Here is a 26,301-nt window from a genome sequence, read left to right on the forward strand (position 1 = left end):
AAAGGTTGATGGTCAGAGGCCGAGCAGGCCTTCGAGATAATGCTTATCGATGCCGAAAAGTGTCTTCACCGCGGCAATCTTGTCGAGCGCCGCCTGCCGCGACCCGGCCCCACCCTTTTGCGCCACGATCAGATTGTTCTTTGGCGTATGTGCGTCGGACACGAACTCAAAGACCTTGGTGCGATAGCCACTGGCTTCCAGCAGCAGCGCCCGCAGCCCATCGGTCACCATCTCCGCCTGCTTTTCCAGAAAAGTCCCATGCCGTAGCAGGAAGTCGAGTTCGTCCGCCGGCTTGCCCGCCTCGATCTGCCGCCGGATCTGCTTGTGGCAGCAGGGGGCGACCGCAATCAGCTCCGCCCCGGCCTTGATACCTTGGAAGATCGCGTCGTCGGTTGCCGTGTCGCAGGCATGGAGCGCAATAACTGCGTCCGCACCACTGGCATCATAGTCGAGGATCGAACCGGGGACGAAACGAAGATCGCCAAAGCCGCTTTGCGACGCCAGCCGGTTCCCGTCCTCAACCAGAGCCCGCCGCAGCTCGACGCCTACAAGCTCGACCTTGCCGCCGAGATGTTCCGCCAGCGCGAAATCGAGATACCCTTTGCCCGCGCCCATATCGAGCACGCGCGGCTTTTCCGCCTTGATCGCCTGAATCAGAGACGCAAAGATTTCGACCATCTTGTTGATCTGTCGAAACTTATCCTGCGCATCGCTGCGGACCTTCCCGTCCTTGCCGGTGATGCCCAGAGCATGCAGCCACGGCTTTGCCGTATCGGTCAGCGCCCGGTTCTTGGCACGGTCATGCGTGGCTTCGACAGCTTGGCGGCCCTCAACTTCGATGCGCTTGATCCGCAGCTTGTCACCCTGCCGCTCGAACTGCAGGTCAAAAGCCGTCGTTTCGAGCCGAGCACTGCGCCAGGCATCAGCGAGACCCGAGGAAAGAAGAGATGCCGCTTCGTCGATCGTCAGGTTCTTGGTGATGTCCCGCGTTTTGTAGCGAAACACAAAGCTTAAGCGCTCGCCGGCCTTGATCGACACCTTACGCGCTTCCACCGATTTAAGATCGGCTTCCCCACCATGATAGCCGCCAAGCTTGAGCTTTATCAGCGACCCGTCGGCAAATGCCGCGCAAACCGCCTCCACGAACTCGCCGATGCGATGAGACGCGCTCAATGCCGTTCCTTGGTCGTCAGGAACCGGATCTTGGGCCAATCCTGCTTCGCCCGGTCTGCCCACCACGCATTCTGCGCCAGAAACACCGGAGCCTCCGTCCGGTCTTCGGCCATGTTGACCTTCTGCGCCGCGATGAAGCGCTTCAGTTCCTCCGGATCGTCGCTCTCGACCCAGCGCGCCACTTCATAGCCCAGCGTCTCGAAGGTGATAGGCACGCCATATTCCTTGGCAACGCGCGACGCCAGAACCTCGAGCTGCAGTTGACCGACGACCCCAACGATCCAGTCTGCGCCGACCATGCGGCGAAACACCTGCGTCACGCCCTCTTCGGCGAGATCGGACAGCGCCTTGCTCATCTGCTTGGTCTTCATGTGGTCCGTCAGCCGTACGCGGCGGATGATTTCCGGCGCAAAGTTCGGGATGCCCGTCACATTGATATTGGCGCCTTCGGTCAGCGTGTCCCCCACCGACAGCGTGCCGTGATTGGGAATGCCGACAATATCACCAGCCACAGCTTCCTCGGCCAACTCGCGATTGTTGCCGAAAAAGAACATCGGATTCGAGACCGCCATGTCCTTGCCCGAGCGCACGTTCTTGAGCCGCATGCCGCGCTCGAACTTACCCGAGCACAGCCGCACGAAGGCGATGCGGTCACGGTGATTGGCGTCCATATTCGCCTGCACCTTGAAAACGAAGCCCGTAACCTTCTTCTCCTCCGGCGCGATCGGAGCGGGCAGCGCCGGCTGCGGCCGCGGCTCCGGACCCCAGTCGCCAAGCGTGCGCAGGAGCTCGGCCACCGACACGCCCTTAAGCGCCGAGCCGAACAAGACCGGGCTCAGATGCCCCTCGTGAAAGGTCTCGAGATCGAATTCCGGCAACATGGCCTGCGCCATTTCGAGCGTCTCGAGCGCCGTCATGAACACGGGATTGTCGGCAAGCTCGGACACATCGAGCAGGTCTTCCAGCGCCTCGAACTCGGCCAGCGTCTTACCCTGCGGCGTCACCACGCGCTTCTCGATAAGGTCAATATAGCCGGAGAAATCGACGCCCTGCCCGATCGGCCAAAGCACCGGCGTCAGGTCGAGCGCCAGCTTGCTCTGGATTTCATCGATCAGGTCAAGCGGCGCTAGGCCTTCGCGGTCAACCTTGTTGATGAAGGTGATGATCGGAATGTCGCGCAGTCGGCAGACCTCGAAGAGCTTCAGCGTCTGCGACTCAATGCCCTTGGCCGCGTCGATCACCATGATCGCTGCGTCCACCGCCGTCAGCGTGCGATACGTGTCCTCGGAAAAGTCCGAGTGGCCCGGCGTATCGAGGAGGTTAAGCGTCAGCCCGTCATAGTCGAAGGTCATCACCGAGGAGGTGATGGAAATGCCGCGCTGCTGCTCCATTTCCATCCAGTCCGAACGGGTCGAACGCTGCCCTGCCTTGCCGCGCACGGCGCCGGCCTGCTGGATGGCGCCAGCAGCGGCGAGCAAGCGCTCGGTCAGCGTCGTCTTGCCGGCGTCAGGGTGCGAGATGATCGCAAAGGTGCGACGCAAACGAAACGGCTCGGCTGTGGACCGGGGCGCAGCCTCGGCAACGTTTATCATGGACATGGAAACTGCAAGAATCTCAGTGCCGACGCAAAGGGCGCCGCGGGACCGGTTTGATATGGGCGCTCTATAAGCTCTGGCCAAGGCCTGGTCAAACCAGCCCCTCGGGAACCGACCGACCGGCGTCGAATTAACGAGGCGCCCAACTCTCTCAGGACGCCCAATGCCCAAGCCTCAGCCGCGCGCCAGCTACCGTCTCCAGCTCAACAAGGATTTCACCTTCGCTCATGTGGAGCAGATCGCCGAATATCTGGGCAAACTCGGCATCAGCCATGCCTACCTTTCGCCGATACTCAAGGCGCGCGCCGGCAGCACCCATGGCTACGACACCGTCGATCACACGATCATCAATCCCGAGCTCGGCAGCATAGAAGACTTCCGCCGCATGGCCGGAAAGCTTAAGCAGCAGGGCATCGGCATCATTCTCGATATCGTGCCCAATCATATGGGCGTCGGCGGAGCCGACAATCCCTACTGGCTCGATCTGCTCGAATGGGGCCGTGACAGCCAGTATGCCACCTGGTTCGACGTCAACTGGGCGCCCTCCGAACCGTCGCTCAACAACAAGGTCCTCGTTCCCTTCCTCGGCTGCGCCTTTGGCGAAGCACTGGAGACAGGACGCTTGGCGCTCAAATTCGACAAACAATCGGGCAGCTTCGCCGTATGGGCAGAGGACACCCACAAGCTTCCCGTCGATCCGCGCAGCTATGGCGACATCCTGCAGCACGGCGAGACCACGCTGCAAACCCTTGCCACCGCGATCGACGGCATGATGGGCAGCCAAGAGGCCGAGGGCCTGAAGGCAAGGCTTGCAGAAGCCGACGCAGCCGAAATCGAAAGAATCGTTGCCCACCCCAATAGCGCAGGGGGCCGCGAGGACTTCGCCAAACTGATCGAGCGCCAAAACTGGCGTGCCGCCCGCTATTCGGTCGCGGCGGACGACATCAATTATCGCCGCTTCTTCATCGTCTCGGACCTTGGCGCTATCCGCATCGAAGATGAAGCCGTATTCGATCACGCCCATCGCCTGATCTTCCAGCTGGTCGAGGAAGGCCTCGTCGACGGCCTGCGTATCGACCACATTGACGGCCTCTACGATCCCAAGGGCTATGCGCTCCGGCTGCGCCAAAAATGCCCGCGCCCGATCTATCTGGTCGTCGAAAAATCCTGGCCGACGACGAACCGCTGCGCGCCGACTGGGAGGTCGATGGCACCACTGGCTACGAATTCGCTAATGCCGTGGCGCAGCTTCTGACCAACCCAAAAGCCGAGGCGCCACTCACCAGGCTTTACGAGGGTTTCACCGGCCGCACCGAAACGCTGGACGAGCTCGAACGCAAGGCCAAGCTCGAAATCATCGACTACGAGATGGCAGCCGAGTTGGACGCGCTGACCGTGCGTCTTTGCGCCCTGGCCAAGTCAAACCGCGCCACCTCGGATCTGACCCGCAACAGCATCCGCAATGGCTTGCGGCACTTCGTGGCCTCCATGCAGGTCTATCGAAGCTATGTGGATGGCTCCGAGCTTGATCCTCGCAATGCCAAAAACATTGAAGCAACTCTCGACCAGGCCCGCGTCATGGCGCCGACCCTCGACCCGGCCGTTTTCGACTTCATCGGCAAAGTCGCCACCGGCGGCCTCGTGGCCGAAGGCTATGATCGGGCGGAGGCTCTCGAAGCGGCGGGTCGGCTGCAGCAATATACCGGCCCGGTCATGGCCAAGGGTCTCGAGGACACGGCACTTTATCAATACAACCGTCTGCTGGCCCTCAGCGATGTTGGCGAAAAACCGGACCGCTTCTCTGCCAGTGTCGAGCACTTCCACACCTTCAACCAACAGCGCGCCGAGCAGGCGCCGCTCGGCATGCTGACCAGCTCCAGCCACGACACCAAGCGCGGCGAAGACGTGCGCGCCCGCATTGCAGCGCTATCGCTGATACCGGACGAGTGGGAGCAGGCGGTTCAGCGCTGGTCCGGCATGCTGGAAGCCGCAGGCGTCGGCGAAATCGATCGCAACGACCTCTACTACATCTTCCAGCAGTTCATCGGAGCCTGGCCTGCAGAGTTCGCCACCGGCATCCCGGACAAGGCCCTCGAGACCTTCCGAACCCGCAGCCAGGCCGCGATGATGAAGGCGGTCCGCGAAGGTCGCCGCAATTCCAGCTGGACAGCACCGGTCGAGGACTACGAAGCCAAGCTGGACACCGTCATTGCGACGCTTCTCGATGCCCAGGGACCGCTATTTGCAGACCTGCGCGGATTCGCGGACCAGCTCGGGCCCCTCGCCCTGCGCAACAGCCTCATTGCCGCGACGCTCAAACTAACCTCGCCCGGCATGCCCGACATCTACCAGGGCGCCGAGCTTTACGAGCAAAGCATGGTCGACCCCGACAACCGCCGGCCGGTCGACTTCGATCAACGTGAGAAGCTGCTGAACACCCTCGCCGAGCCAGAGGCCCTATTGGCAGATTGGACGACTGGCGCCGCCAAGCTCAGCGTCATTCACCGCCTGCTGCAACTGCGCAAGGAACTGCCGGACCTTTTCGCCCAAGGCAGCTACGAGCCCATCACAATCGATAACGACCCACACAACAGGGCACTCGCCTTCATCCGCAAGCATGACAATCAGCAAGTTCTGGTTGTTGCCTGGCTAGGGCTTGCCGACGAGATCGGCACTGCAAGCCTGCGCATGGACCTTGCTGGTTGGACGCCGGTCCTCAGCGAACGAAAACCGACAGGCACAAGCCTAAGCGACCTGCTCGGGCCCCTGCCCGTTGCAGTATTCCGCTCGGCCTAATCTTTACGCGGCTTCATCGGCCAGCATCCGGCTGATGAAGTCGCGCACTTCTTCCACAGCGATGCCGAGGTCGGCGATGCGCTCCGCCTTGACCGGCCGTCCGTCGCACATTTCCGCTTCCATGGCTTTTGCCTGCTCCGCAACCGACCACGCACCGACACCAGACGCCGCACCCTTGATGGAATGAAGATTGATGGCAAGATCGTCGAAGGCCGTCGCTATGGTCAGCCGCTCGTAATAGGTTTTGAGCGTCGTCTCGAACAACCGCAGAATTTCACGCTCGAGATTTTCGTCGCCAAGGCACTGCTTGGCCAGGTGCACGAGGTCGATCGGCCGCATCGGCCTATTGGCTTCATCCTGAACAGCGACTTCGGCAAAGGCTCTTTCCGCCATTCTCGGTACTCCACACACGCCTGTGGATGACCTTAGGGCTGAGCGTTTAAGACGATCTTAAGCCACGGAGCCGCCTTTATTGCCCGTCAAATCCTTAACGGTTTCCACCCGAAAATTAACCTTTGGGTAAGAAACCGTTCGGTTTGCATAAAATTGAATGTATAAATGGGCTTTGAACCAGCGCGCGGCGGCGAGGGTTGGGGGACGGTGCAGACCATTTGCATCGAATTGTTTTGTTTTGACGGTCGGGCCCGTAAGGGCTTGTCTGCCACAACACCTCCCAAAGTCCGCCTCCATGCTGCAGTGCCGACGCGAGAGTAGTAAAGAGTATGGCCAAGACCCCGACACCACAGAACGACCCGGCAGCGCTGGCTTTTTCGGCCGTCGAGGACGCTCTTAAGGACTCGGTTTTCAATCTCGATCAGCCTGCCCAGCCCGCTCCCGAAAAGAAGCAGCCTGAGCGTCGCCAGCCCGAGCCGGCCCGCTCGGAACGGCTTCGTGCCGCCGATAAGATCGCGCAGCAGGCAAGCTCGGTCGCCAACGACGATCGCATCTCGACCTCCAAGCTTCTTTACGGCCTTCAGAATCGCTCCTCGTCCACGCCGACCTGGCTGGCACTGCTGCTCTCCATCGTCTGGATCGTCGCCACCGGCATCGTTGCCTGGTTGCGCTTTGGCAGCCAGCTCAACACCGGCGCCTTCTTCGGCTCGATCGAGTTCGTGGCCACGCTCGCCATCATGATCCTGCCGGTGCTCGGCTTCTTTGCCGTTGCCACCCTCTTCCGCCGTGCCGCCGACCTGCGCAACGCCGCCTCCTCGATCACCCAGGCAGCCATGCGCCTGGCCGAGCCGGAAGTGGCTGCTGCCGACAAGGTCGCCTCCGTCGGCCAGGCCGTTCGCCGCGAAGTCAATGCCCTCGGTGACGGGCTTGAACGCGCCCTTTCGCGTGCCGGCGAGCTTGAAGTGATGATCCACAACGAGGTCACCGCTCTCGAACGCACCTATTCCGACAACGAGTCGCGCATGCGCGCCCTGATCGGCGAACTGGCCAGCCAGCGCGAAAGCGTCCTGACCAATACCGAGCGCGTCCGCGAAGCCATCACCGAGAGCCATACCGGCCTAGTCTTCGACCTCGACATGATCAGCCAGCGTATCGCCGGTACCATCGTCGAATCGGGCGGCAATCTGACCCGCGCGCTTGAAACCGCCGGCAACACGCTGACCGGTGGCTTCAGCGAACGCGCCGACAGCTTCGTCAACCTGATCGAAAACCGCACCGGCGATTTCCTCGGCGCGCTGGACGATAGCTCCAATCGCCTTGCCTCGGGGTTCGAAGACCAGACCGCTGCGATGACCCGGGCGCTCGACGCGCGCACGGCCGACCTCAACAGCGGCGTCGAAGACCGTATCGGCCTTTTGACGCGCGCTCTCGACAGCCATGTCGACAATATCGCCGCTGCGATCGACAGCCGCACGCATGAGATCAGCGCCCGCAGCGACGCCTGGGCCGGCCAGTTCGAAGATCGCGCACAGACCATTGCCGGGCTGATCGAAGCCCGCACCGGCACCCTCTCGAGCGCCCTCGACGAGCGCACCGCCGCTCTCTCCAACCTCCTGACCGATGGCGGCACCACCCTCGTCGACCAGCTGCAACTGCGCGGCGACGAAGTCGTGGCCTCGTTCCGCTCCATCGGCGGCCGCGTTGCCGACGACATCGGCGCTCGCAGCACCGAGGCAGAACTGCTGCTCGCGACCCTTTCGCGCCAGCTCGACGAATCCGTTTCTATCCAGCTCAACGCCCTCGATAGCCGCATGCAGTCGGCAATTATCGAGATCAGCGGTGCTCTCGACGACACTTCCGAACGGGCTCGCTTGACCCTGTCCGGAGCCGGCCAGGAATCGCTGGGCCTCTTCGATGCCCGGCTCAGCGAGATCACCAGCCTGCTCGACGAAAAGCTGCACGCGCTCGACAACGTCATCGGCGACAAGGGCGAAAACCTCGTTGCCCGCCTGGATCAGCAGGGCACGAGCTTTGCCGCCCGCGCCAATGTCCTTGAAATGGCACTTAACCAGGAATCTGGCCGCTTCAACGACATCGTTCTCGAACGCACGCGCGAGCTGGGCGAAGTGCTTGGTGCCCGCACCCAGGCCGTGGCCGAGACCCTCACCACCCGCACGCGGGAGATTGTCGACCAGATCGATACGCACACCGGCGCCATCGCCGAGAACCTGGACAGCCGCACCAGCCGCCTGGACCAAGTCCTCAACACCCGCGCCGCTGAATTGTCGGACGCTATCTCGACCCGCACCGCGGCCCTGGACCAGGCGCTCTCATCGCGAGCGGCCGAAGTCTCCTACGCACTGTCGAGCGGCACCGCAGCGCTCGAACAAACCCTCTCGACCCGGACGGCAGAAGTCTCCGACGCAATCTTTACGCGCACGGCCGACCTCGAACAGGCTCTTTCCACCCGCAGCGCAGAAGTGTCGGACGCAATCCTTGCACATACCGCAGCGCTCGAGGAAACCCTTGCGACGCGCGCAGCGGCCGTTGCCGATGCACTGACGGCGCGGACCGTCGACCTCAACCAGACCCTCTCTGCCGGTACGGCAGCAGTGACCGACGCCATTGCTGCGCAAACCGCCGGGCTGGAACAGACCCTCGCTCAAGGCACCGCCTCGGTCGCCGGCGCTATCTCTGCCCAAACCTTCGGTCTCGAGCAGACCCTTTCGACCCGGACCGCTGCTGTTGCCGGCGCCATCGCTGCACAGACGGCAGGCCTTGAGAACGTACTGACCACTCGCGCCGCCGAGGTCACCGAAACGCTCGCTGCCCGCACTGCCGATTTCGAGCAGACGCTGTCCGAGCGCACTGCCCTGGTCGCTGGCGCCATCGTCAGCCACACCGCTGATCTCGAGCAGGCCCTTGCCGCCCGTACGTCGGAAATCTCGGAAGCCATTACGTCGCGCACGGCCTATCTCGATCAGACGCTCGGCCTTCGCGGCGCCGAAGTCAGCGAAGCCATCCGCGTCCGCTCGCAGGAACTGGGCCAGACCCTGTCCAGCGGCACCCAGGCTTTCGACCAGGCGATCGGCAGCCGCACCCAGCGCCTTGCCGACACGCTTTCCGAACGCGCCAACTTCCTGTCGCTCGAACTCGAGACCCGCACCGGCGACATCGCTAACCAGATGGACGAGCGCGCCGTGACCCTCGTGTCGCGCCTCGACGAGCGCACCCGCGCCCTTTCCGACACGCTCTCCACCCATACTGCCTCGATCGGCGAAACCATTTCGCTGCACACAAGCGAACTGGGAGAAACGCTCGACCAGCATGGCCGCAGCGCCCGCGAAAGCATCGAAGCCTCGGTGCGGGACGTCAGCCAGACCATTGCGTCGCGGCTCGACGAAATGTCAGCCGCCGTGGCCGGCAAGGTTGCGGAGGTCAACGAAAGCCTCGGCTCCGGCCTCGACAACGCCGTGGCCCGCATCACCGATGCCGAGCACAGCGTCACCGCCCGAATCGAAAGCGCCAGCACCAGCGTCGGTGAAAGCGCGCGCCAGGCTGCAGCTCTTATCGAAACCGGTGTCACCGCCGCCCGCAACACCATCGTCCAGATGGTCGATCAGCGCCTCGGCACCCTTCCCGAGGCCATCACCGCGCGTGCCGACATCACCGCCGAGCGTCTCGCGTCCCTCAACGCGTCGATCAGCACCTCGATCGTCCAGTCCATGGCCGATCTGGAAGCAGGCGCCGATCGCATCGAAGAAACCATCGCCACCCGCATCACGGCAGCCACGGCCGCAATCTCCGACAATGTCGAGACCACGGCCAATCGCATGGACAGCGCTGTGCGCAGCGCCCTCGACCAGATCCGCATTGCAGCCGCCAACATCGACGACATCGTCTCGGTCAAGGCGCTCAACGCGGTCGATGCCATCGATGGCCGCCTTACGGTCATCAACCAGACAGTTGAAGAGCGCACCAACCAGTTCGCCAATCTCGTCACCGAGCGTTCGGCCGAACTGCAGAACGCTCTTGCCAGCCACGGCAACCTCCTGCGTGACGCGCTCAACGAAAACTCCCGTGAAGCCGAAGCCATCATGTCGGTTTCGACCTCGCGCATCCTCAACGACGTCACCAACGCGCTCAACAAGCTCAACGACGGCAACCTGCTGCTGCAGCGGGTGCTCGACGCCTCGACCGCGAACCTTGCCACACTCGAAACCGGCGTCGCCCAGCAGACTGCGACCTATGCCAACACCATGCGCGAAGCCTTGGGCCAGACCGAACAGGCCGGCCAGATGGTCACCCAGCATGTGGGCGCCCTGCAGAACACCATCCGCACCATGGTGGACGAATTCGGTTCGATCCTTGGCCGTCTCGACGCTGAGGCCTCCGGTCTCAACCAGGCTGCCAATGCGCTCGAATCCTCGAGCAGCAACGCGCTGATCAACCTCGAAGACCGCCGCGGCGCCATGGATGCACTGGCTCAAAGCTTCGCCTCGCGCGCCGACGACATCGATGGCCGCATGCGCCTCTTCGCTCAAACCATCGCCGACACCGTCAACGAGACGGAACGCCGCCTGATCGGTGCCCGTCGCGCCATGGATGAAGCTCTGCTGTCGACTGGCCAGTCGGTCACCGAAGCCCTTCAGGCCACGACCCAGACCGTAACCGACTCCTGCAAAACACGAGCACGTCGGTGTCCGAGGCTCTGCAGAACAACAGCCTTGCCGTCACTGAAGCTCTGCAGAACAACTCCAACAGCGTCAACGACGCGCTTTACACCACCAATGAGCGCTTCTCCTCAACGCTCAACGGCCAAGTCGCGCAGATGGACAATGCGGTCCAGCGCGCCGCCGAAGCCGCTGCCGCCGCCCTCGCCCAGACCTCCGCATCGGTGCGGATGGCGCTGTCCGACCAGACCGGCCAGATCAATTCCGCTCTGGAAGAAAACGCATCGCGCGTCAGCGACGTGCTTGCTTCGACCGCCGGCAGCGTCACCGATGTCTTGACCACGACGACCTCGACCCTCGCCGATACCATCGCCGACTCCACCAATTCGGTCCGCTCGGCGATCGACAATACGCGCGATAGCCTCACCGAAACGGTATCGGAAGCGACCAACACCGTTCGCACGGCTATCAGCAGCAACACCGGACAGCTCCGCCGCGCCCTGGACGAGACCACCGGCCAGCTGCGCCAGACGCTCGACGACACCAGCGGCGAAGTCACCAGCAAGCTGGGCGAGTTCAACGATGTCGCCGGTAATGAAAGCCGCCGTGCCAACCAGGCACTGCAGGACGCTCAGCAGCGCATGGTCGAGGACATGCAGCGCGCCATCGAGGAAGCCACCCAGCGCTTCGCCGACACCGCCAAGGCCATGCGCGAGACCGCCCGCGAAGTCGGCACCGAGCTTGAAGCCACGCGTGCCGAACTGGCCCGCGGCGTCAACGAATTGCCCGAAGAAACCCGCGCCAGCGCCGCTGCCATGCGTCGCGTCGTTGCCGAGCAGATCGAGGCCTTGAGCGAACTCAACGCCATCGTCCGCGCGCAGCCGGCCAGCCACGACCTGATCGACCGCCGCCCGGCCCAGCGCACCCCGACGCGCCAGCCTGAGCCGCCGGCCTACCAGTCGCCAGTGCAGCGCCAGGTCGAACGTCCGGTGGAACGCCAGGTCGAGCGTCAGCCGGAGCCGGTGCGCGAGACCTATCGTCCCGAGCCGGTTCGTCCTGCCTTGGTCGACCCGATCCGCACCCGTCCCGTCGAGCAGCCGGCCCCTGTAGCCGCTCCAGTCACAGCACCCGTACAGACGGCCCCTGCCCCAGTCGCGACGGCACCGCAGCCTCAGCCAGAGGGCGGTGGCTGGTTGCGTGACGTGCTGCGCAACGCCTCGGCCAACCAGGCTGGCGCGCAGCCGCAGACGCAGGGCCTGTCGGGCCTCACCGAAGAGATCATCCGCTCGATCGACAACAATGCCCTGGCCGATGCCTGGTCGCGCTATCAGGCCGGCGAGTCCAACGTCTTTACCCGCCGCATCTACTCGCTGACGGGCCAGAGCACCTATGATGAAGTCCGTCGTCGCGTGCAGCGCGATCCGGATTTTGCGCGCACGGCCCAGGCCTATATGAGCGAATTCGAGCAGCTTCTGAAGCGCGCCGCTGCTGGCGCCAATCCAGCTGCCGAGACGCGCGAATACCTGCTGTCCGATCGCGGCAAGGTCTACACCACCCTCGCCCACGCCAGCGGTCGCTTGGCTTAGGCGGCGCGAAACAAACAAAAAGGCCCCGGAGCAATCCGGGGCCTTTTTGTTTCAGCAGCCCGCTGAATGCTGCATTAGATTAAAGCCTTGGCTGGCCGCAGCTTTAGCGACCACAACACGCAACCGACGGCCATGAGCGCCGTGGCTGTCGAGTAGAAGAAGGCGTAGGTCCCGAAGAACTCCACCAGGACACCGAAAATCGACAGTGCCAGCATCGCGGCACCCATGCTGAGCATATTGGCAAAGCCCTGTGCTTCGGCGGCATTGGCCTCGTTGGTCCAGTTGGCAATGAAATGAACGACGCCGAAATAGCCCATGCCGAAGCTGAAGGCGTGTAGCAGCTGGGTGAAAAACAGCACTTCCACCGGCGGATTGAAGGCCATGATGGTGAAGCGCACAAGGCCGGCGAGGGCGGCGACGAGGATCATGTTGCGGGCTGAAACACGGCCGCCGAAGCGGCGCCAGGCGAACATCAGTACAGCTTCTGCGGCGGCAGCTATACCGAGCAAAGGGCCTAGAAAGTAGCTTGGAATACCGTTTTCGAACCAGACGAGAGCGGCAAAACCGCCGATTAGCGAGTTGCTGGAATTGACCAGCGCGAAGGCCAGGAGGGGGAGTATGAACCAAAGCTGAAGGCTATCCTTGAGCCGGCTCGGCGCTGCCGGCGTGACCGCTGCATCAGCCAGTGTCACCTTTTGGGTCGGTGCCCGAAACCGCGGCAGCAGGAAAGCCAAGGCGGCCCGGATCACCACGGTGACGACATAGAGCGTGATGAAAACGCCCGAGCCCATCATATTGAGCAAGAGGCCGAGCCCGCCTGCCGCAAACACATAACCCACGGTCGCCCAGGCACGGATCACCCCAAAATCAGTGCCATTGCGCCGGGTCATGCGAACGGTGGCGGCGTCGATTACCGGCGGAACGAGTCCGTTCGTGGTGCTGCACAGTGCCCAGACCAGCAGGATGCCCCAGAACTCGGAGACGAAATAGAGCGGAAGCGGTGCCAGGGCCGAGGCAAGGGAAATGTAGATCAGCGCCGTGCGCCAATCATCAAGCTTATCGGCGATGCGGCCGACAGCGATATTGAGCAACAAGAGGCACAGCGTCGGCAGCGCGTTGATCAGCCCGATCTGGTCTGCCGGGATGCCATGCTGGCTGAGCCAGATGCCCAGAAACACAGAGGACACGCCGCCCGGGACATAGACCATGAATTGATAGATAGAAGCGCGCAGCTCGGGGCTGTCCAAGCGCGAAACGGCCGATGGCATGGAAAAGAAACTCCCGGCGCGAAGCACGCCGCGTTTCCCTCACTGACTCCATTGGCCAGCGGTGGCAAGAGTCAATCGACGCGCCTAGGCGGCACTGCGCTTGGCACGCATCCGGCGTGGCTCGCCGGTCACCATTTCGGTCCAGCGGATCAGTTCGAACTGCCCGTCATGGTTCTCGACCACGGCCGTACAGCTCTCCACCCAGTCCCCGGTATTGATGTATTGGATGCCCAGCCGGTCATGCATGTCGGCGAGGTGGATGTGCCCGCAGATGACGCCATCGACCCCTGACTGCTTGGCCTCGTGCACCAGCGCTTCCTCGAAGCGGCCGATAACGGACACGGCGTTCTTGACCTTCTGCTTGGCCCAGGCGCTCAGCGACCAATATTGAAGGCCCAGGCGCCGTCGCACCCAGTTCACCGCAAGGTTGAGGCGAAGCGCTGCGTTATAGGCCCAGTCCCCTACATGGGCGAGCCACTTGGCATTCATCACCACCACGTCGAACTGGTCGCCATGGATGACGAGATAGGTCTTGCCCGTGGCCGACGTGTGCACAGTCCGGTCGACCAGCTGCACTTCGCCGAAATATGTGCCGAGATACTCGCGCAAGAACTCGTCGTGGTTACCGGGCAGATAGATGATCCTCGCCCCGGCAGTAGCCTTTTGCAGCAGCAGGTCGATCAGCGTGTTGTATTCGGAAGGCCAGTGCCAGCCCTTGGCAAGGCGCCAGCCATCGACGATATCGCCGACCAGATAGATGGTTTCGGCGTCATGGCTGCGCAGGAAGTCGATCAACTGGCCGATACGAATTGGCCGCATGCCCATATGCACATCGGACAAGAACAGCGCCCGGACGCACCGGACCTCTCGATCATCCGCCATGTACAACCGGCCTCCGCTCTATCGGACCCACTTTAACCGTTCCCACCAGCGGTGGAAACAAGGCCCGACAGGGCAAGCCGGGAGAAGCCAATTACTGCAAGCGCGCCTTAAGAGCAACGATGCGGCCGTAGCTCTGCTCGATCCTCGCGGCAAATTGCGGGTCGGCCTCGGCTTCGCTGAGGAGGATGGCAAGGATTTCGCGCGATAGTCCGGCATGGTAGTCGGCGGTGTTGGAGAAGAGCAGGACGTCCATGCCGGCCCGAACCGCCTTAGTCACGGTTTGCTCGAGCGTAAAATGATCGCGGATGGCCCCCATTTCGAGATCGTCGCTGATGACCACGCCGTTAAAGCCGAGATCGGTGCGCAGCACGCCATCGATCCAGCGCGGCGACAGCGACGAGGGTGTTTGCTCGTCACCCTCGGCATAGCCGGCGTGATAAAGGTGGCCCACCATCACCATGTCCGCCATGCCATCGGCGATCATGGCGCGATAGGGCTCAAGCTCGGCTTCGTCCCAGCTCTGGGTAATATCGACAAAGCCCTCGTGGCTGTCGGCAGTCGATGAGCCGTGCCCGGGAAAATGCTTGAGAGCCGTCACCAGCCCTGCCCCGTGATGGGCCGCGATAAAGGCCTCGTCATAGGCAACGACCACGTCCGGGTCCGCCGAAAACGACCGGCCGAACTTGGCGATGATCTGATTATTGGGATTGGTGTTAAGATCGGCCACCGGGCCGAAATTAACCGAGAACCCCTCGGCCGCAACGCCCTGTGCCATCTTCGCATAGATCGCTTCGGCTTCTGCCGGCGAATTGTCCGCAGCAATCCTTGCGGCATTGGGGATTTCGGCAAAGCCGACATCCTTGGTCAAGCGCTCGACCGCCCCGCCCTCCTGATCGAGCGTCAGGAATGGCGGCAAGGTCGGCGAAGCCTTCCGGAACAGTGCGTTGAGCTTCCGCACCGCGGGAAGGCTCGCCACATTGGTCTTGAGGAACATGACGCCGCCGAGCCGGCCGGCTTCAAGCTCTCCGGCCACCGCCTTGACCCCTGCATCGCCAACGCTGTCACCCTGGAAGCCGACGACGATCATCTGCCCGGCCATTTCCTCCAGAGTCGCGGCACTGCTGGGAACGCTGAACACGGCGGCGAGGAGAGGAATGGCAAGCAAGCGCAGCACGGGCAATTTCCTGTCTTGGTGATGGCCGCACCTTGCTCGATCAATCGCGGCATTATCATGAAGCATGGGCCGTCGCCGCGATGCGAAGGCTTCACTTGCGCGGCAGCGAGCACGTCTACCAGTCTGGGCCCAACGAAACGGGCGGTGACCTTTCAATCACCGCCCGCCTCTTGCCTATCGATTCTGCCGATTGGCGATCAAATCGTCCACGACCGTCGGATCGGCCAGCGTCGAGGTATCGCCCAGCGCGCCGAAGTCGTTCTCGGCCACCTTGCGCAAGATGCGGCGCATGATCTTGCCGGAGCGGGTCTTGGGCAGGCCCGGCGCCCATTGGATCAGGTCCGGCGTTGCGATCGGGCCGATTTCCTTGCGCACCCAGGTCTTGAGCTCGCTCCGCAACTCGTCCGAGCTTTGTTCGCCTGCCATCAGCGTCACGTAACAGTAGATTCCCTGCCCCTTGATGTCGTGCGGGTAACCCACGACCGCGGCTTCGGAGACCTTGGGATGGGCGACAAGGGCACTTTCGACCTCGGCTGTGCCGAGCCGGTGGCCCGAAACATTGAGCACGTCGTCGACCCGGCCGGTAATCCAGTAATAGCCATCCTCATCGCGGCGACAGCCGTCGCCGGTGAAGTAATAGCCTTTGTACTGGCTGAAGTAGGTTTCGACGAAACGCTGGTGATCGCCATATACGGTGCGCATCTGCCCCGGCCAGCTGTCCTTGATCGCCAGCACGCCTTCAGCCTTGGTCTGCTCCTGAAGCTTGCCCTCGGGAGACAGCACCACCGGCTGGACGCCGAAGAACGGCTTGGTGGCCGAACCCGGCTTTGTCGGCACGGCGCCCGGGAACGGCGCAATCATGTGACCGCCCGTCTCGGTCTGCCACCAGGCATCCACCACCGTGCAACGATCCTTGCCCACATGCTTGGAGTACCAGAGCCAGGCTTCGGGGTTGATCGGCTCGCCGACCGTGCCCAGGAGGCGTAGCGTCGGCATGTCGTATTTGTCGGCATATTCGGCGCCAGCACCCATCAGCGCCCGGATGGCGGTCGGCGCTGTGTGGAAAATGTTGACCTTGTGCTTTTCCACCACCTGCCAGAAGCGGCTGGCATCGGGGTAGCTCGGCACGCCTTCGAACATCAGCGTCGTCGCGCCGTTCGCCAGCGGTCCGTAGACGATATAGGTGTGGCCGGTGATCCAGCCCACGTCCGCCGTGCACCAGAACACTTCGCCGTCGCGATAGTCGAAGCTCAGCTGATGCGTCAGCGAGCCATAGACCAGATAGCCGCCCGTAGTGTGCAGCACGCCCTTGGGCTTGCCGGTCGAACCCGACGTATAAAGGATGAAAAGCGGATCTTCGGCATTCATCGGCTCAGGCGGGCAATCAGCCGAAACCTTGGCAGCTTCGTCATGGTACCAAAGGTCGCGACCAGGCTCCATGTTCACGGCGTTGCCCGTGACCTTGACCACGATGACCTTTTCGACGCCACCGACCTTGGTCAGCGCTTCGTCGACGGCTTTCTTGAGCGGAATGATCTTGCCGCCACGGCGGCCTTCATCGGCCGTGAGGATGATCTTGGACCCGCAATCGCCAACGCGTCCGGCGATCGAATCCGGAGAAAAACCGCCGAAGATCACCGAATGCACGGCGCCGATGCGGGCGCTGGCCAGCATCGCCACGGCGGTGTCGATGACCATGGGCATGTAAATGGTGACGCGATCGCCCTTTTGGACGCCATTGGCCTTGAGCACATTGGCATAGCGGCAGACGCGCTCATGCAGCTGCCGATAGGTCACCAGATCCTGCGTGCCCGGCGTATCGCCTTCCCAGAGAATGGCGACCTGATCGCCGCGCTTGTCGAGGTGGCGGTCGATGCAGTTGTAGGAAACGTTGAGCACCCCGTCCTCGAACCACTTGATCGAGATGTCGGGATACTGAAATGAGGTGTTCTTGATCTTGGTGGGAAACTTTACCCAGTCGAGACGCCGGGCCTGCTCGGCCCAGAATCCATCCGGATCGGAAACCGAGCGCTCGTAATGCGCTTCATACTGCTCGGCATTGGTATGGGTGTGTGCGACTGCGGCCGCACTCGGCTGGAATATGAGCTGCTCGCTCATCGGCTTCCTCCCTGTCTCTCCCGCCCATGCTTCTAAAGGAGCGGCACCGCCACCCGCAAGGGGTCAAACCGCAACGGCAGCATGGTGTTAACTGCCATCGCTTAAAGTGCGCTCATATCCGAGGAGCCGACCATGGCTGAAATGACCATCCGCGCCGCGACTGCCGCCGATATCGACCTCGTTTATCGCGAGTTGCAGGACGTCATCCTGTCCTCGCCGCACTATGGCGAGCGCTTCAAGCGCCACGAGGCCGGACGGCTGGACAAGACCTTTTGCGCGGGCTTCTGGCCATGGACCCCTGGCACATCATGCTGATGTGCGCCGATGGCGTGCCGGGCGGCGCCATGGTTTCGGGTCCCGATTGCGGCGCGGTTTTCCGCTACTGGAGCTGGGTCTTCCCCTCGCATCGGCAGACCAAGCTCGGCATGTTCGGCATGCGCGCATTCGACGAGCACTGGAACAACAACCGCTTCCACAAGGCCTTCACCTTCGTGCGGCCAGAGAACGAAGTCGCCCGCATGCTGCTCAAGCGCTATGGCTATCGGGAGACGGCGCTCTTGGAAAAGCACATCTTCGGCGAGGATTACCTTCTCATCGAAAAGTTCTACACCCGCCAGGACGTGCCCTATGACAGCGGCTATGTCGGCCGCCTGCAGCGCATGAAGAACCGGCTCAAGAGCCTCGTCGGCGCCTGATCACTCCGCCGGCACGGCAGCCCGGCGCGAGCGCAGCCATTGCAGGATCGAAACATCGATCTTGGCCAGTCGCAGGGCGATCAGCCAGAGCCCAACCGACCAGACCGTGATGGCGATTAGGGCCGCCAGCGCCGCCCCGGTGAGGTGCAGGCTCGGCACCAGAAGCCAATTGCCGACTACCAGCGTCGCCATGCCCAGCGCCACCGCCGGCAGGCTCGACCAGGGGCGATCGTGGATAGAGAGCACCATGGACGCAGGGCCCAGCAGCGCCCGCACCACCAGTGCGAGGCAAAGGATCGCCATCGGCCCGGCTCCCGCCGTAAAGGATGGCCAAAAATGCTGAGTGCAAAGGGTGCACCGAGCGCTACGATGATGAAGAGGCCGATCGAGACCACGCTGGCCGCAAGGTTCGCTTCCCCGACCTTGCGATGAAACGCCTGGCGATCAGCCTTGGCTTCGCTTTCGAACATGTCGGGAAAGGTCACGAAATAAACCGCGGAGACGCCGAACGAGACCAGTGCGAAGATGCGCGTGCAGACACCGAATATGGCAAGTTCTTCCGGCTGCAAGATCGTTGCGAGCAGCAGCAGGTCGATGTCGAAGAAGTAGTCCGTGGCGATGGTGATCAGCACCCAAGGCGTCGCAAAGCGCCACCAGCGCGACACTTCGGCCGGCCGCGCCGGCACGGTGTCGTCGACGCGGGACAGGGACAGCATCAGAATAGTGAAATGGCCCACGGCGATCGCGAGGTAGCCGAAAGCCACCGCCCACAGCATGGTGCCAAAGCTTTGCTGGGGTTTTGCAATGGTGAGGGCGCAGACGAAGAACAGCGTCATCATCATCATCGGGCGGAAGACGCCATCGGCGAAGAGCCCGGCATAGGGCCGCTTGATGCCGATCAGCACATTTCCGGTGACATAGACGACGGCGGCGGCAAGGCCGAGCAGCGCGACCGGCATGAAATGCTGGGCAAGCGCGCTTTCGCCCAGCCCGAAAAGTTCGAGCGCGAGCGGTCCTGCTAGGCAGAGGATCACGAACATCAGCGCCACATGGGCATAGCTGCGCATCAGGAAAGCGGTGAACTGCCGCCGATCGCCGCGTGCCCGGTATTCTGCCGCAAAATAGGTGCTGACGGTCTGGAAACCGAGCGGCATGACGGTCGAAACAAGGTTCACCACGGCCATGATGATCAAGTATTCGCCCAGGATCGCGGCACCCCAGAAGCGTGCGATGAAAGCCTGCACCAGAAAGATCAGGCCGGCCCCGAAGAGGCGGCCGCCGAAGATGATGGTTGATTGTGACAGCAGCCGGCGTGCAAGGCTCATAATCTGCTGTCGTCCAGTGTTTCCCGGGGTAGATCGGGATGAACGCCGGAGGGATGGCGGGCGTCGAGCTGGCGGCGAAGGTCGTTGACGACTTCGCGGGCGCCGAGGGCCGCGGTGCCGATCCAGCGGGCCATGGGTCGCGTGGCGTAGTTCAGCACCGGCGGCAGCGGGCGAATGACGCCGCGCTCCCCGACCATGCCCTTCTTGAACTGATGGAGGCCCGAATAACCGTCGGTGCCGCCAAGGTCATACCAATGGGCGCGCGTATGGTCGCGCAGCCAGCGGATGACCTGCCAGTGGAGAAAATAGCCGGCGCGTAAGGGCAGCGCCTGGTCATTGGTGGCGCCGTAAAGATAGGCGGCTCGTTCCCCGGCCTTGAAGATGATGGCGCCGGCGACAACCTCGCCCGCATGCCGCACGAAGAACAGCTCCGGCCGCGCCGGCTCGTCGAGCTCCATCAGGCTGTCGATGGTTTCAAAGGCTGAATGATCGCGGAATTGCTTGCGGTCGGTCATTGCCGCATAAAGCGACTTGAACTCGCCGAGCTGGCCGGGCCCTGCCCGCTCGAAAACCAGCTCGGCCTTTTCCGCGCGCTTGAGTTGCCGGCGCCAGGTCTGGTCGAAGCTGGCGCGCTGGTCGGCATCGCTCAGCCTCAAATCGACCAGGTAGCGGTCGGGGTAAGGCAAGGCGGCGCCAGGACGAAAGCCGCGGCTGCGCAGCATTCGGTACTGCTCGTTCTGCGGCGTCACCGAGGCATGCGGCAGGATGGAGAGCATCATGCCACGAGCCTCGGCATATTCGCCGACCAGCGCCTCGATCATGCCGGCATAAAGCTCGGCAGCATTGCGGGCTCGGCTGTTGGCCTGCATCGGACCCCACTTGGCGATGGCGATCTGCCCAAGGACCAGCGGCAGCTTCTGCACCATTATCAGCACGCCACCGACTACGCGGCGGTCGAGCTCGAAGAGGCGCGGCTCGAGCAAGACGCCTGGCCAGCGGATGGCGGCAAAACGATAAAGCTGTTCCTTGCAGACGCCGTCGAAGCCCGAAACGATCCGGTCGAACTCGGCACCGTCGACCTTGCGCACGGCCAAGAACACGCCGGACCGGGCCGGCGTCTGAGGCTCTGCGGTGCTTGGGTCTGAGACCAGGCCGGTAAAGGCAGTCATCACGCGTTTCCGGCTTTGTTCAGCCGGAAACTATCGAAGTGGGGTGAGCAATTTCCTATCGGCACGGGACAAATGCCGACAACATCGTCCCGTGGTTACCAAAGGCTAATGCGCAACGGCGGCGGCAGTACCCACCGCATGCGGCGTGTAGAGGAACGGAATTTCCGGGATGGTGACGAACGCACCCAGGCCTTCCAGCGTCATGCGGATGGCGACGAAGAGAATGATCAGCAGACCAATCCAGGCAATCCAGCGGTAGCGATGGAGCAGGCGCGCGATAAAGGTCGCGGCAACGCCCATCATGACGACGGAGAGCGCAAGGCCAAAGATCAGCGCTTCGAAATGGTGCTGCGCCGCCCCGGCCACGGCGAGGACGTTGTCGAGCGACATCGAAACGTCGGCGATGATAATCTGGATGACGGCCTGGCGTAGCGTCTTGCGCGGCGCCTTGCCGGCGACCTTGCCATCGGCATTGTGGTCGGCGTCGGAGAGAGCCTCGGTGGCCTGGCCTTCTTCCTCGTGCGGAACGCTGAGCTCGCGATACATCTTCCAGCAGACGTAAAGCAGCAGCACGCCACCGGCGATCAGCAGGCCGCCGCCAAGCGACAGCAGCTGCGTCGTGATCAGCGCAAAACCGATGCGCAGCACCGTTGCAGCCAGGATGCCGATGAGGATGGCGCGGCGGCGCAGGTCTGCGGGCAAGCCGGCGGCGGCTAGGCCGATAACCACGGCATTGTCACCGGCCAGAACGAGGTCGATCAGAATGACCTGAAGCAGCGAAGAAAGGAAACTCGGATCGAGACCGAACATGATTGTCCTGGGGAGGTGTCAGAATGGTTGAGAGAAGCTGCTAGCCCTCGCTTGCTTGCGCTTCAAGAGGCCGCGTGAACAAACAAGACAAAAGTTGCAGCTATTGTGTTGAACGACGGCAAAACAAAAAGGCCGCTCGGGGAGCGGCCTTCGAAAACTTGGCAAGAAGCGTAAAGCTTACTTGGTCAGCGTCAGGTTCACAGCCGATTCACGGCCGTCGCGACCGGTTTCGACATCGTAGGTGACCTTATCGTTTTCGTAGAGGCCGTCGATGCCCGAACGCTGCACAGCCGAAACGTGCACGAAGTGGTCCTTGCCGCCGGATTCGGGAGTGATGAAGCCGAAGCCCTTGGTGGAGTTGAAGAACTTAACGGTGCCAGTGTGAGTAGCCATTTTTATTTCCTAAAAGCTCGAGCCGTAGCGTAACGAGCGCTTTCCTCTGCAACATGCAAGAGGCCCTACAAACGTTCGCATTTCGATCAGTGAGCCAAGGACCGGGAATAACCCGTCAGAGGCAGCCGACTTAGGCTGAAAACGTATGATGCTGTTATGCCACCCAATCGTGGCAAGGGCAAGACAGTTTACGACCGCGGCGTGTGCATCGCCTCGCCACCGCCATGCGCCAGAATCGTATTGCGCAATTGCTTCAGAAGCGTCGCGCCGGTGAGGGTCTCGATCACATAGCCTTCGCTCTTGAGGGCCTTTTTGATCTCGGTGGTCGACCGGCATTGGCCGCTGCGGGCTAGCTCGAAAGCCCGTTCGATGGGGGTGACATGTGGTTTCATGTCATGAGCCTATAGGCAATCACATCACGATGCACCCCTAAACGGACGACCAGCCTCAGCGGCTCGGTGGTGCCGGAGGGCGGCCGCCCGGAAAACCATCCGGCGGCGGACCGTCCGGCATGCCGCCACTGCTGCGCTCCGCAGTGCGATCGACCGCTATAACCACGGACCCGGCATAGCCGCTGGCCGCGTCGCCGGCGACCGTCATCGTCTGCTGCGCCAAAGCTTCGGCGCTGTTGTCGCTGAACACCATGTCGCTCGTCAGCGAAACATGAGTCAGATTTTCCGCGCCGTTGCTGTAGCGGCTGTCCGCAGCATAGAGCGCCGCGCTTTCGGCTTCAGGCATCGCGATCTGTGCCGTCAAAACCGATGCTTCGCCGCTGATGGCAGCCTCGACGCTTTCGAACACCTCGAAATGCATATGCGGCCAGCGCCCGTCATAGCAGCCGGGAAAGATCGTGGTGAAACGCACCTTGCCGTCCGCGTCGGCCACACCGACACCGCGCAGGTAATTTGCGTCCGTCGTGTCATAGAGCGAATATTGCCCGATCGTGTCGCAATGCCAGAGATAGATCGCATAGCCCTCGAGCGGCGTGCATCCGTCGGCATCGAGCAGCGTCAATTCGAGGTTTAGTTCGGCGCCATCGGCCACCGGCGTCAGTCCGCCAAAGGAGGTGCGCAGGTCCTGCCGGATTACCCCGTCCTGGGTGAGCGCATTGACCACCTGCCCGTCTTTGACATTGGTGCCGTCTGCTGGATAAGGACCCGCGGTTTCCCAAGGCAGCGCGACGCATTCGAGCGCCGCTGCAGCGCCACCGGTCAGCGACACAAGGCCGATGCCGCCCATCAGCGTCAGCAAGCGCCGCCGCCCGATCATGCGCGGCAGGTCGTGGGCAAAACCCAAGTCATGGTCATGGTGGTGAGCGTCTTCCGACATCCCGCAATCCTTCCAAAAGCCATCCACGTCGAGGTGGACACCGGCCTTCTAGGCAAGTGCACATGACGTGCTGGATACCGGCAGATGAAAAATCGGCAATCTGTCGCAAAAGCGTCAGCGCCGATCTTTATATCAAAGAAGTGGGGAGACTTTGGTGGGCGAGCACGGGCTCGAACCGTGGACCCGATGATTAAGAGTCATCTGCTCTACCAACTGAGCTACTCGCCCAGTGCTTGGGCTACCAAAGTGGCGCCTCTATAACCAACGGATTTCCCGCTGTCCAGCGCCCTAAAAAACTTTATGTGCAAAATTTGCGAGGCACCCGGCAGCGCCTCGCAAATAGGCCAAGTCATTGGCGCAAATGATCGTAATCGCTGAGCTCAATGACATTGCTGGGGCGCGGCGGCGGTTCGGGCCGGTATTCTTCCATCAGGCCGATGGTTCGCTCGATAATATGTCGCAGCTGCCGCGAACGCTGATCGACGCCGCCTAGGATTGTCGCTGCGCGCTGCAGATGGTCTCGCGCAAGCACGAAAGTTGGGTTCACCCTGATCTCCTGAAGTCTTGGTCGCTAGGGAATCGCTGATGCGAATGACCAGCCAAGGGTGGACGGCCATGGTAGAAGAGGCCTTGCCGACGAAGCTGGCATTTATCTCAAAAGCGACCCGTGCGGCTTGTTTGCGGGGAGCCCAGCAGCGGCGGGAGTTTAGCCTGGCGCGCGGCTGTGCAGAACTGCGGGTGTTATCGCTGGCATTGAAATCGGGGCTCGCTAGAATGATCTCAGATTAACCCGGATCGCTCCCTCGTGCCCGTCCCGCCCTTTACCGCTCTCGCCGATAGCCTGCCCGAAACCGTGCCCTTTGTCGGGCCGGAAGCGCTGCAACGCCGCTCTGGCGTGCCGCTGCGCGCCCGCATCGGCGCCAACGAGTCGGGCTTCGGCCCAAGCCCGAAAGTTCAGGCAGCCATTGCCGCCGCTGTGGCTGACGTCTGGGCCTATCCTGATCCGGAAGGCTATGAACTGCGTGCCGCCCTTGCCGAACATGTCGGCATCGAGCCGGATGAGGTCGTGCTCGGCGAAGGCATCGATGGGCTGATGCAGCTTGCCGTCCGCCTCTTCATCGCACCGGGCGATCCATTCGTGACATCGCTGGGTGCCTATCCGACGCTCAACTACCACGTCGCCGGCTTTGGCGGCGTCTTCCACTATGTGCCCTATAGCGGCGTGCATGAAGACCTAGGGGCCCTGGCGCGCAAAGCCCACGAGACCGGCGCAAGGATGGTCTATCTCGCCAATCCCGACAATCCCATGGGGTCGTTCTGGCCAGCCGAGGACGTGCTGCGCTTCATCAATGCGCTCCCGGAAACTTGCCTGCTGCTGCTCGACGAAGCCTATGGCGAAACCGCTCCCTCCGGCGTCGTCACCGAGGTCGATACCGACCGGCCAAATGTTTTGTGGCTTCGCACCTTTTCCAAGGCCTATGGGCTCGCGGGCATCCGCGTCGGCTACGCGATGGGCAATCGCCGCCTGGTGCGCGCCTTCGAGCGCGTGCGCAATCATTTCGGTGTCAATCGCCTGGCACAGGCCGCCGGTCTCGCCGCGCTCGCGGATCAGGATTATTTGCGGCAGGCCGTGAATGCGATCGCCGATGCGCGGAAGCGAATCGGCGACATTGCCGAAGCCAACGGTCTGCGCCCCCTCGTTTCCGGCACAAATTTCGTTGCGGTCGATTGCGGCCGCGATGCCGCCTTCGCGAGCGCAGTGCTCGCAGGCCTCGCCCGGCAAGGCGTCTTTATCCGCAAGCCCATGACCCCAGGCCTCGATCAGCACATCCGTATTAGCGCCGGGCCAAAACGACAGCTCGACATCCTCGCTGAAGCGCTGCCGATCGCCCTCCAGGACGCTCAGTCGGCATAAATCGCGACATCGGCCCAAAGGGGCCGGTGGTTGGAGCCAAGATTGTCGCCGGCCTCCAGGGTCAGTAGCCGCGCATTGCCGCGGGTGAACATGTTGTCGATCGGCACGCCAAGTGCCCCGAGGCGCACCGGCCAGGTGGCAGCGGGCCACGGGCCGGGTGCAAGATCGAGCTGTCGGGTAAACCAGGCGACCGGCTCGGACCATGGCGCAGCGTTGAAGTCGCCCGCAATGACCATTGGCCCTTCAATCTCGCGCAGGGCGCGGCGGATGTAATAAATCTCGCCCCAGGACGCCTCGTCGAAATAGGGTTTCGAGAGGTGAAGGCCGGCGACGGTCACTGCTTGACCATCGATCGTCACGCGCGCGGTGACGAGCCGCTGCCGAAAAAACGGTGGGAGGTCCACGACCTGCGACGCTTCGATCGGGAAGCGCGACAGGAGCGAAATATCGCAGCCATCATCCGCGCAGCCTGCGCGGTACGGAAAAACCGCCGCCATCTCGTCGAGATAATCAGCGATGCCCGGCGTTTCCATCACCAGCATGACGTCTGGCGGGTCGGCCAGCACCGTCTCGACCAGTTCTGCGGCCCGATCATTGCCGGCCAGCACGTTGAAGCTCAGGAAGCGAAACTGCGCTGCGGGCTCAGCGGCAATGTCGGTGCGCCGGGCATAAAGATCCCAAACGATCAGCCCGCCATGAAGGGCACTGCCCAGTACGACCAGCAAAAACATGAGCCCGCGCCAGCGTGCGCCGAAGACCAGCGCCAACGCCGCGAGCATGAGACCAACCACGATCAGGTGGAAGCGCAGGGTTTGCAGCAGCAACTCGCCCGGCAGGCCCGGCGACAGAGACACTAAAAGGTAGACGACGGTCATGATCCCGGCCAGCGCCAGGATCCCGCCGCGAAATTCTGCCTTGCTCAGCATGCTGTGGCCCGCCGTTTCTTGAAGGCAGGCTAGACCAGCTTGGCTGGCAATAGGCAAGGGCCGGCGGGCGACAAACCCGCC

General features: G+C 62.5%; 21 protein-coding genes and 1 tRNA gene. 6 read left to right on the forward strand and 16 right to left on the reverse strand.

Annotated elements, in window-relative coordinates; translation table 11 throughout:
- Nucleotides 1–12: 12 nt before the first annotated feature.
- Nucleotides 13–1,173, reverse strand: coding sequence for a class I SAM-dependent methyltransferase (locus G5575_RS10230; RefSeq protein WP_164534226.1), 1,161 nt, complete (start codon nt 1,171–1,173; stop codon nt 13–15).
- A complete protein-coding gene (locus tag G5575_RS10235) occupies nt 1,170–2,765 on the reverse strand; it encodes a peptide chain release factor 3 (RefSeq protein WP_164534738.1) in 1,596 nt (531 codons plus the stop codon). Before G5575_RS10235 ends, G5575_RS10230 begins: the two co-directional genes overlap by 4 nt.
- Before the next feature lie 166 nt (nt 2,766–2,931).
- Here G5575_RS10235 and G5575_RS10240 point away from each other — a divergent pair, with 166 nt between their 5' ends.
- Nucleotides 2,932–4,023, forward strand: coding sequence for an alpha-amylase family glycosyl hydrolase (locus G5575_RS10240; RefSeq protein ID WP_164534227.1), 1,092 nt, complete (start codon nt 2,932–2,934; stop codon nt 4,021–4,023).
- A 1,544-nt stretch (nt 4,024–5,567) separates the two neighbouring features.
- Here G5575_RS10240 and G5575_RS10245 read toward each other — a convergent pair.
- Complete coding sequence (locus G5575_RS10245) at nt 5,568–5,957, reverse strand: Hpt domain-containing protein (protein ID WP_164534228.1); 390 nt, start codon at nt 5,955–5,957, stop codon at nt 5,568–5,570.
- 329 nt (nt 5,958–6,286) lie between these two features.
- On the opposite strand from G5575_RS10245, the gene G5575_RS10250 reads away from it, so the two are divergent.
- Nucleotides 6,287–10,969 carry an apolipoprotein A1/A4/E family protein gene (locus tag G5575_RS10250; protein ID WP_164534229.1) on the forward strand — a complete coding sequence of 1,561 codons (4,683 nt, stop codon included), beginning with the start codon at nt 6,287–6,289 and terminating at the stop codon, nt 10,967–10,969.
- A 1,321-nt stretch (nt 10,970–12,290) separates the two neighbouring features.
- Here the strand turns inward: G5575_RS10250 and G5575_RS10255 are convergent.
- From G5575_RS10255 to acs, 4 genes are all read right to left on the reverse strand, one after another.
- Nucleotides 12,291–13,484 (reverse strand): MFS transporter, encoded by a 1,194-nt coding sequence (locus tag G5575_RS10255; protein ID WP_164534230.1) that lies wholly within the window; start codon nt 13,482–13,484, stop codon nt 12,291–12,293.
- Nucleotides 13,485–13,568: 84 nt separating this feature from the next.
- Entirely contained in the window at nt 13,569–14,366 is a 798-nt protein-coding gene (locus G5575_RS10260; protein WP_164534231.1) for a UDP-2,3-diacylglucosamine diphosphatase, read from the reverse strand.
- 91 nt (nt 14,367–14,457) lie between these two features.
- Nucleotides 14,458–15,540, reverse strand: coding sequence for a glycoside hydrolase family 3 protein (locus G5575_RS10265; protein ID WP_164534232.1), 1,083 nt, complete (start codon nt 15,538–15,540; stop codon nt 14,458–14,460).
- Nucleotides 15,541–15,714: 174 nt separating this feature from the next.
- Nucleotides 15,715–17,658 carry an acetate--CoA ligase gene (gene acs / locus G5575_RS10270; protein ID WP_164534233.1) on the reverse strand — a complete coding sequence of 648 codons (1,944 nt, stop codon included), beginning with the start codon at nt 17,656–17,658 and terminating at the stop codon, nt 15,715–15,717.
- Nucleotides 17,659–17,790: 132 nt separating this feature from the next.
- Here acs and G5575_RS10275 point away from each other — a divergent pair, with 132 nt between their 5' ends.
- The gene (locus G5575_RS10275; protein WP_164534234.1) at nt 17,791–17,973 is read left to right on the forward strand and encodes a hypothetical protein; all 183 of its coding nucleotides are present in this window, start codon (nt 17,791–17,793) and stop codon (nt 17,971–17,973) included.
- The gene (locus tag G5575_RS10280; RefSeq protein ID WP_164534235.1) at nt 17,949–18,353 is read left to right on the forward strand and encodes a hypothetical protein; all 405 of its coding nucleotides are present in this window, start codon (nt 17,949–17,951) and stop codon (nt 18,351–18,353) included. The genes G5575_RS10275 and G5575_RS10280 overlap by 25 nt, the downstream gene beginning before the upstream one ends.
- On the opposite strand, the gene G5575_RS10285 is transcribed toward G5575_RS10280, so the two are convergent.
- From G5575_RS10285 to G5575_RS10315, 8 genes are all read right to left on the reverse strand, one after another.
- Entirely contained in the window at nt 18,354–18,545 is a 192-nt protein-coding gene (locus tag G5575_RS10285) for a hypothetical protein (protein ID WP_456236460.1), read from the reverse strand. It abuts the gene before it with no gap.
- Nucleotides 18,530–19,678 carry a lipopolysaccharide biosynthesis protein gene (locus G5575_RS20375; protein WP_235935916.1) on the reverse strand — a complete coding sequence of 383 codons (1,149 nt, stop codon included), beginning with the start codon at nt 19,676–19,678 and terminating at the stop codon, nt 18,530–18,532. The genes G5575_RS10285 and G5575_RS20375 overlap by 16 nt, the downstream gene beginning before the upstream one ends.
- Nucleotides 19,675–20,847, reverse strand: coding sequence for a lipid II:glycine glycyltransferase FemX (locus G5575_RS10290; RefSeq protein ID WP_164534237.1), 1,173 nt, complete (start codon nt 20,845–20,847; stop codon nt 19,675–19,677). Before G5575_RS10290 ends, G5575_RS20375 begins: the two co-directional genes overlap by 4 nt.
- Nucleotides 20,848–20,952: 105 nt before the next feature.
- Nucleotides 20,953–21,657: a YjbE family putative metal transport protein gene (locus G5575_RS10295; protein WP_164534238.1), complete on the reverse strand. Its 705-nt coding sequence runs from the start codon at nt 21,655–21,657 to the stop codon at nt 20,953–20,955.
- A gap of 177 nt (nt 21,658–21,834) precedes the next feature.
- Nucleotides 21,835–22,050, reverse strand: a complete 216-nt coding sequence (locus G5575_RS10300) for a cold-shock protein (protein WP_164534239.1) — start codon at nt 22,048–22,050, stop codon at nt 21,835–21,837.
- 188 nt (nt 22,051–22,238) lie between these two features.
- Nucleotides 22,239–22,442 carry a hypothetical protein gene (locus G5575_RS10305; protein ID WP_164534240.1) on the reverse strand — a complete coding sequence of 68 codons (204 nt, stop codon included), beginning with the start codon at nt 22,440–22,442 and terminating at the stop codon, nt 22,239–22,241.
- A 55-nt stretch (nt 22,443–22,497) separates the two neighbouring features.
- Nucleotides 22,498–23,379, reverse strand: coding sequence for a dioxygenase family protein (locus tag G5575_RS10310; RefSeq protein WP_164534241.1), 882 nt, complete (start codon nt 23,377–23,379; stop codon nt 22,498–22,500).
- Nucleotides 23,380–23,531: 152 nt separating this feature from the next.
- Nucleotides 23,532–23,607, reverse strand: a tRNA-Lys gene (locus G5575_RS10315).
- 133 nt (nt 23,608–23,740) lie between these two features.
- Between G5575_RS10315 and G5575_RS21105 the strand changes: the two genes are divergently transcribed.
- Together G5575_RS21105 and G5575_RS10320 are read left to right on the forward strand one after the other, a co-directional pair.
- On the forward strand, nt 23,741–23,872 hold the full coding sequence (locus tag G5575_RS21105; protein WP_268904410.1) for a hypothetical protein: 132 nt from the start codon (nt 23,741–23,743) through the stop codon (nt 23,870–23,872).
- Nucleotides 23,873–24,184: 312 nt separating this feature from the next.
- The gene (locus G5575_RS10320; protein ID WP_164534242.1) at nt 24,185–25,294 is read left to right on the forward strand and encodes a pyridoxal phosphate-dependent aminotransferase; all 1,110 of its coding nucleotides are present in this window, start codon (nt 24,185–24,187) and stop codon (nt 25,292–25,294) included.
- Here the strand turns inward: G5575_RS10320 and G5575_RS10325 are convergent.
- Nucleotides 25,282–26,220 carry an endonuclease/exonuclease/phosphatase family protein gene (locus tag G5575_RS10325; RefSeq protein WP_164534243.1) on the reverse strand — a complete coding sequence of 313 codons (939 nt, stop codon included), beginning with the start codon at nt 26,218–26,220 and terminating at the stop codon, nt 25,282–25,284. The two genes, G5575_RS10320 and G5575_RS10325, sit on opposite strands and share 13 nt — an antisense overlap.
- Nucleotides 26,221–26,301: the final 81 nt, after the last annotated feature.

It is taken from the genome of Devosia aurantiaca (genome assembly GCF_011058215.1).
Lineage (GTDB): Bacteria > Pseudomonadota > Alphaproteobacteria > Rhizobiales > Devosiaceae > Devosia > Devosia aurantiaca.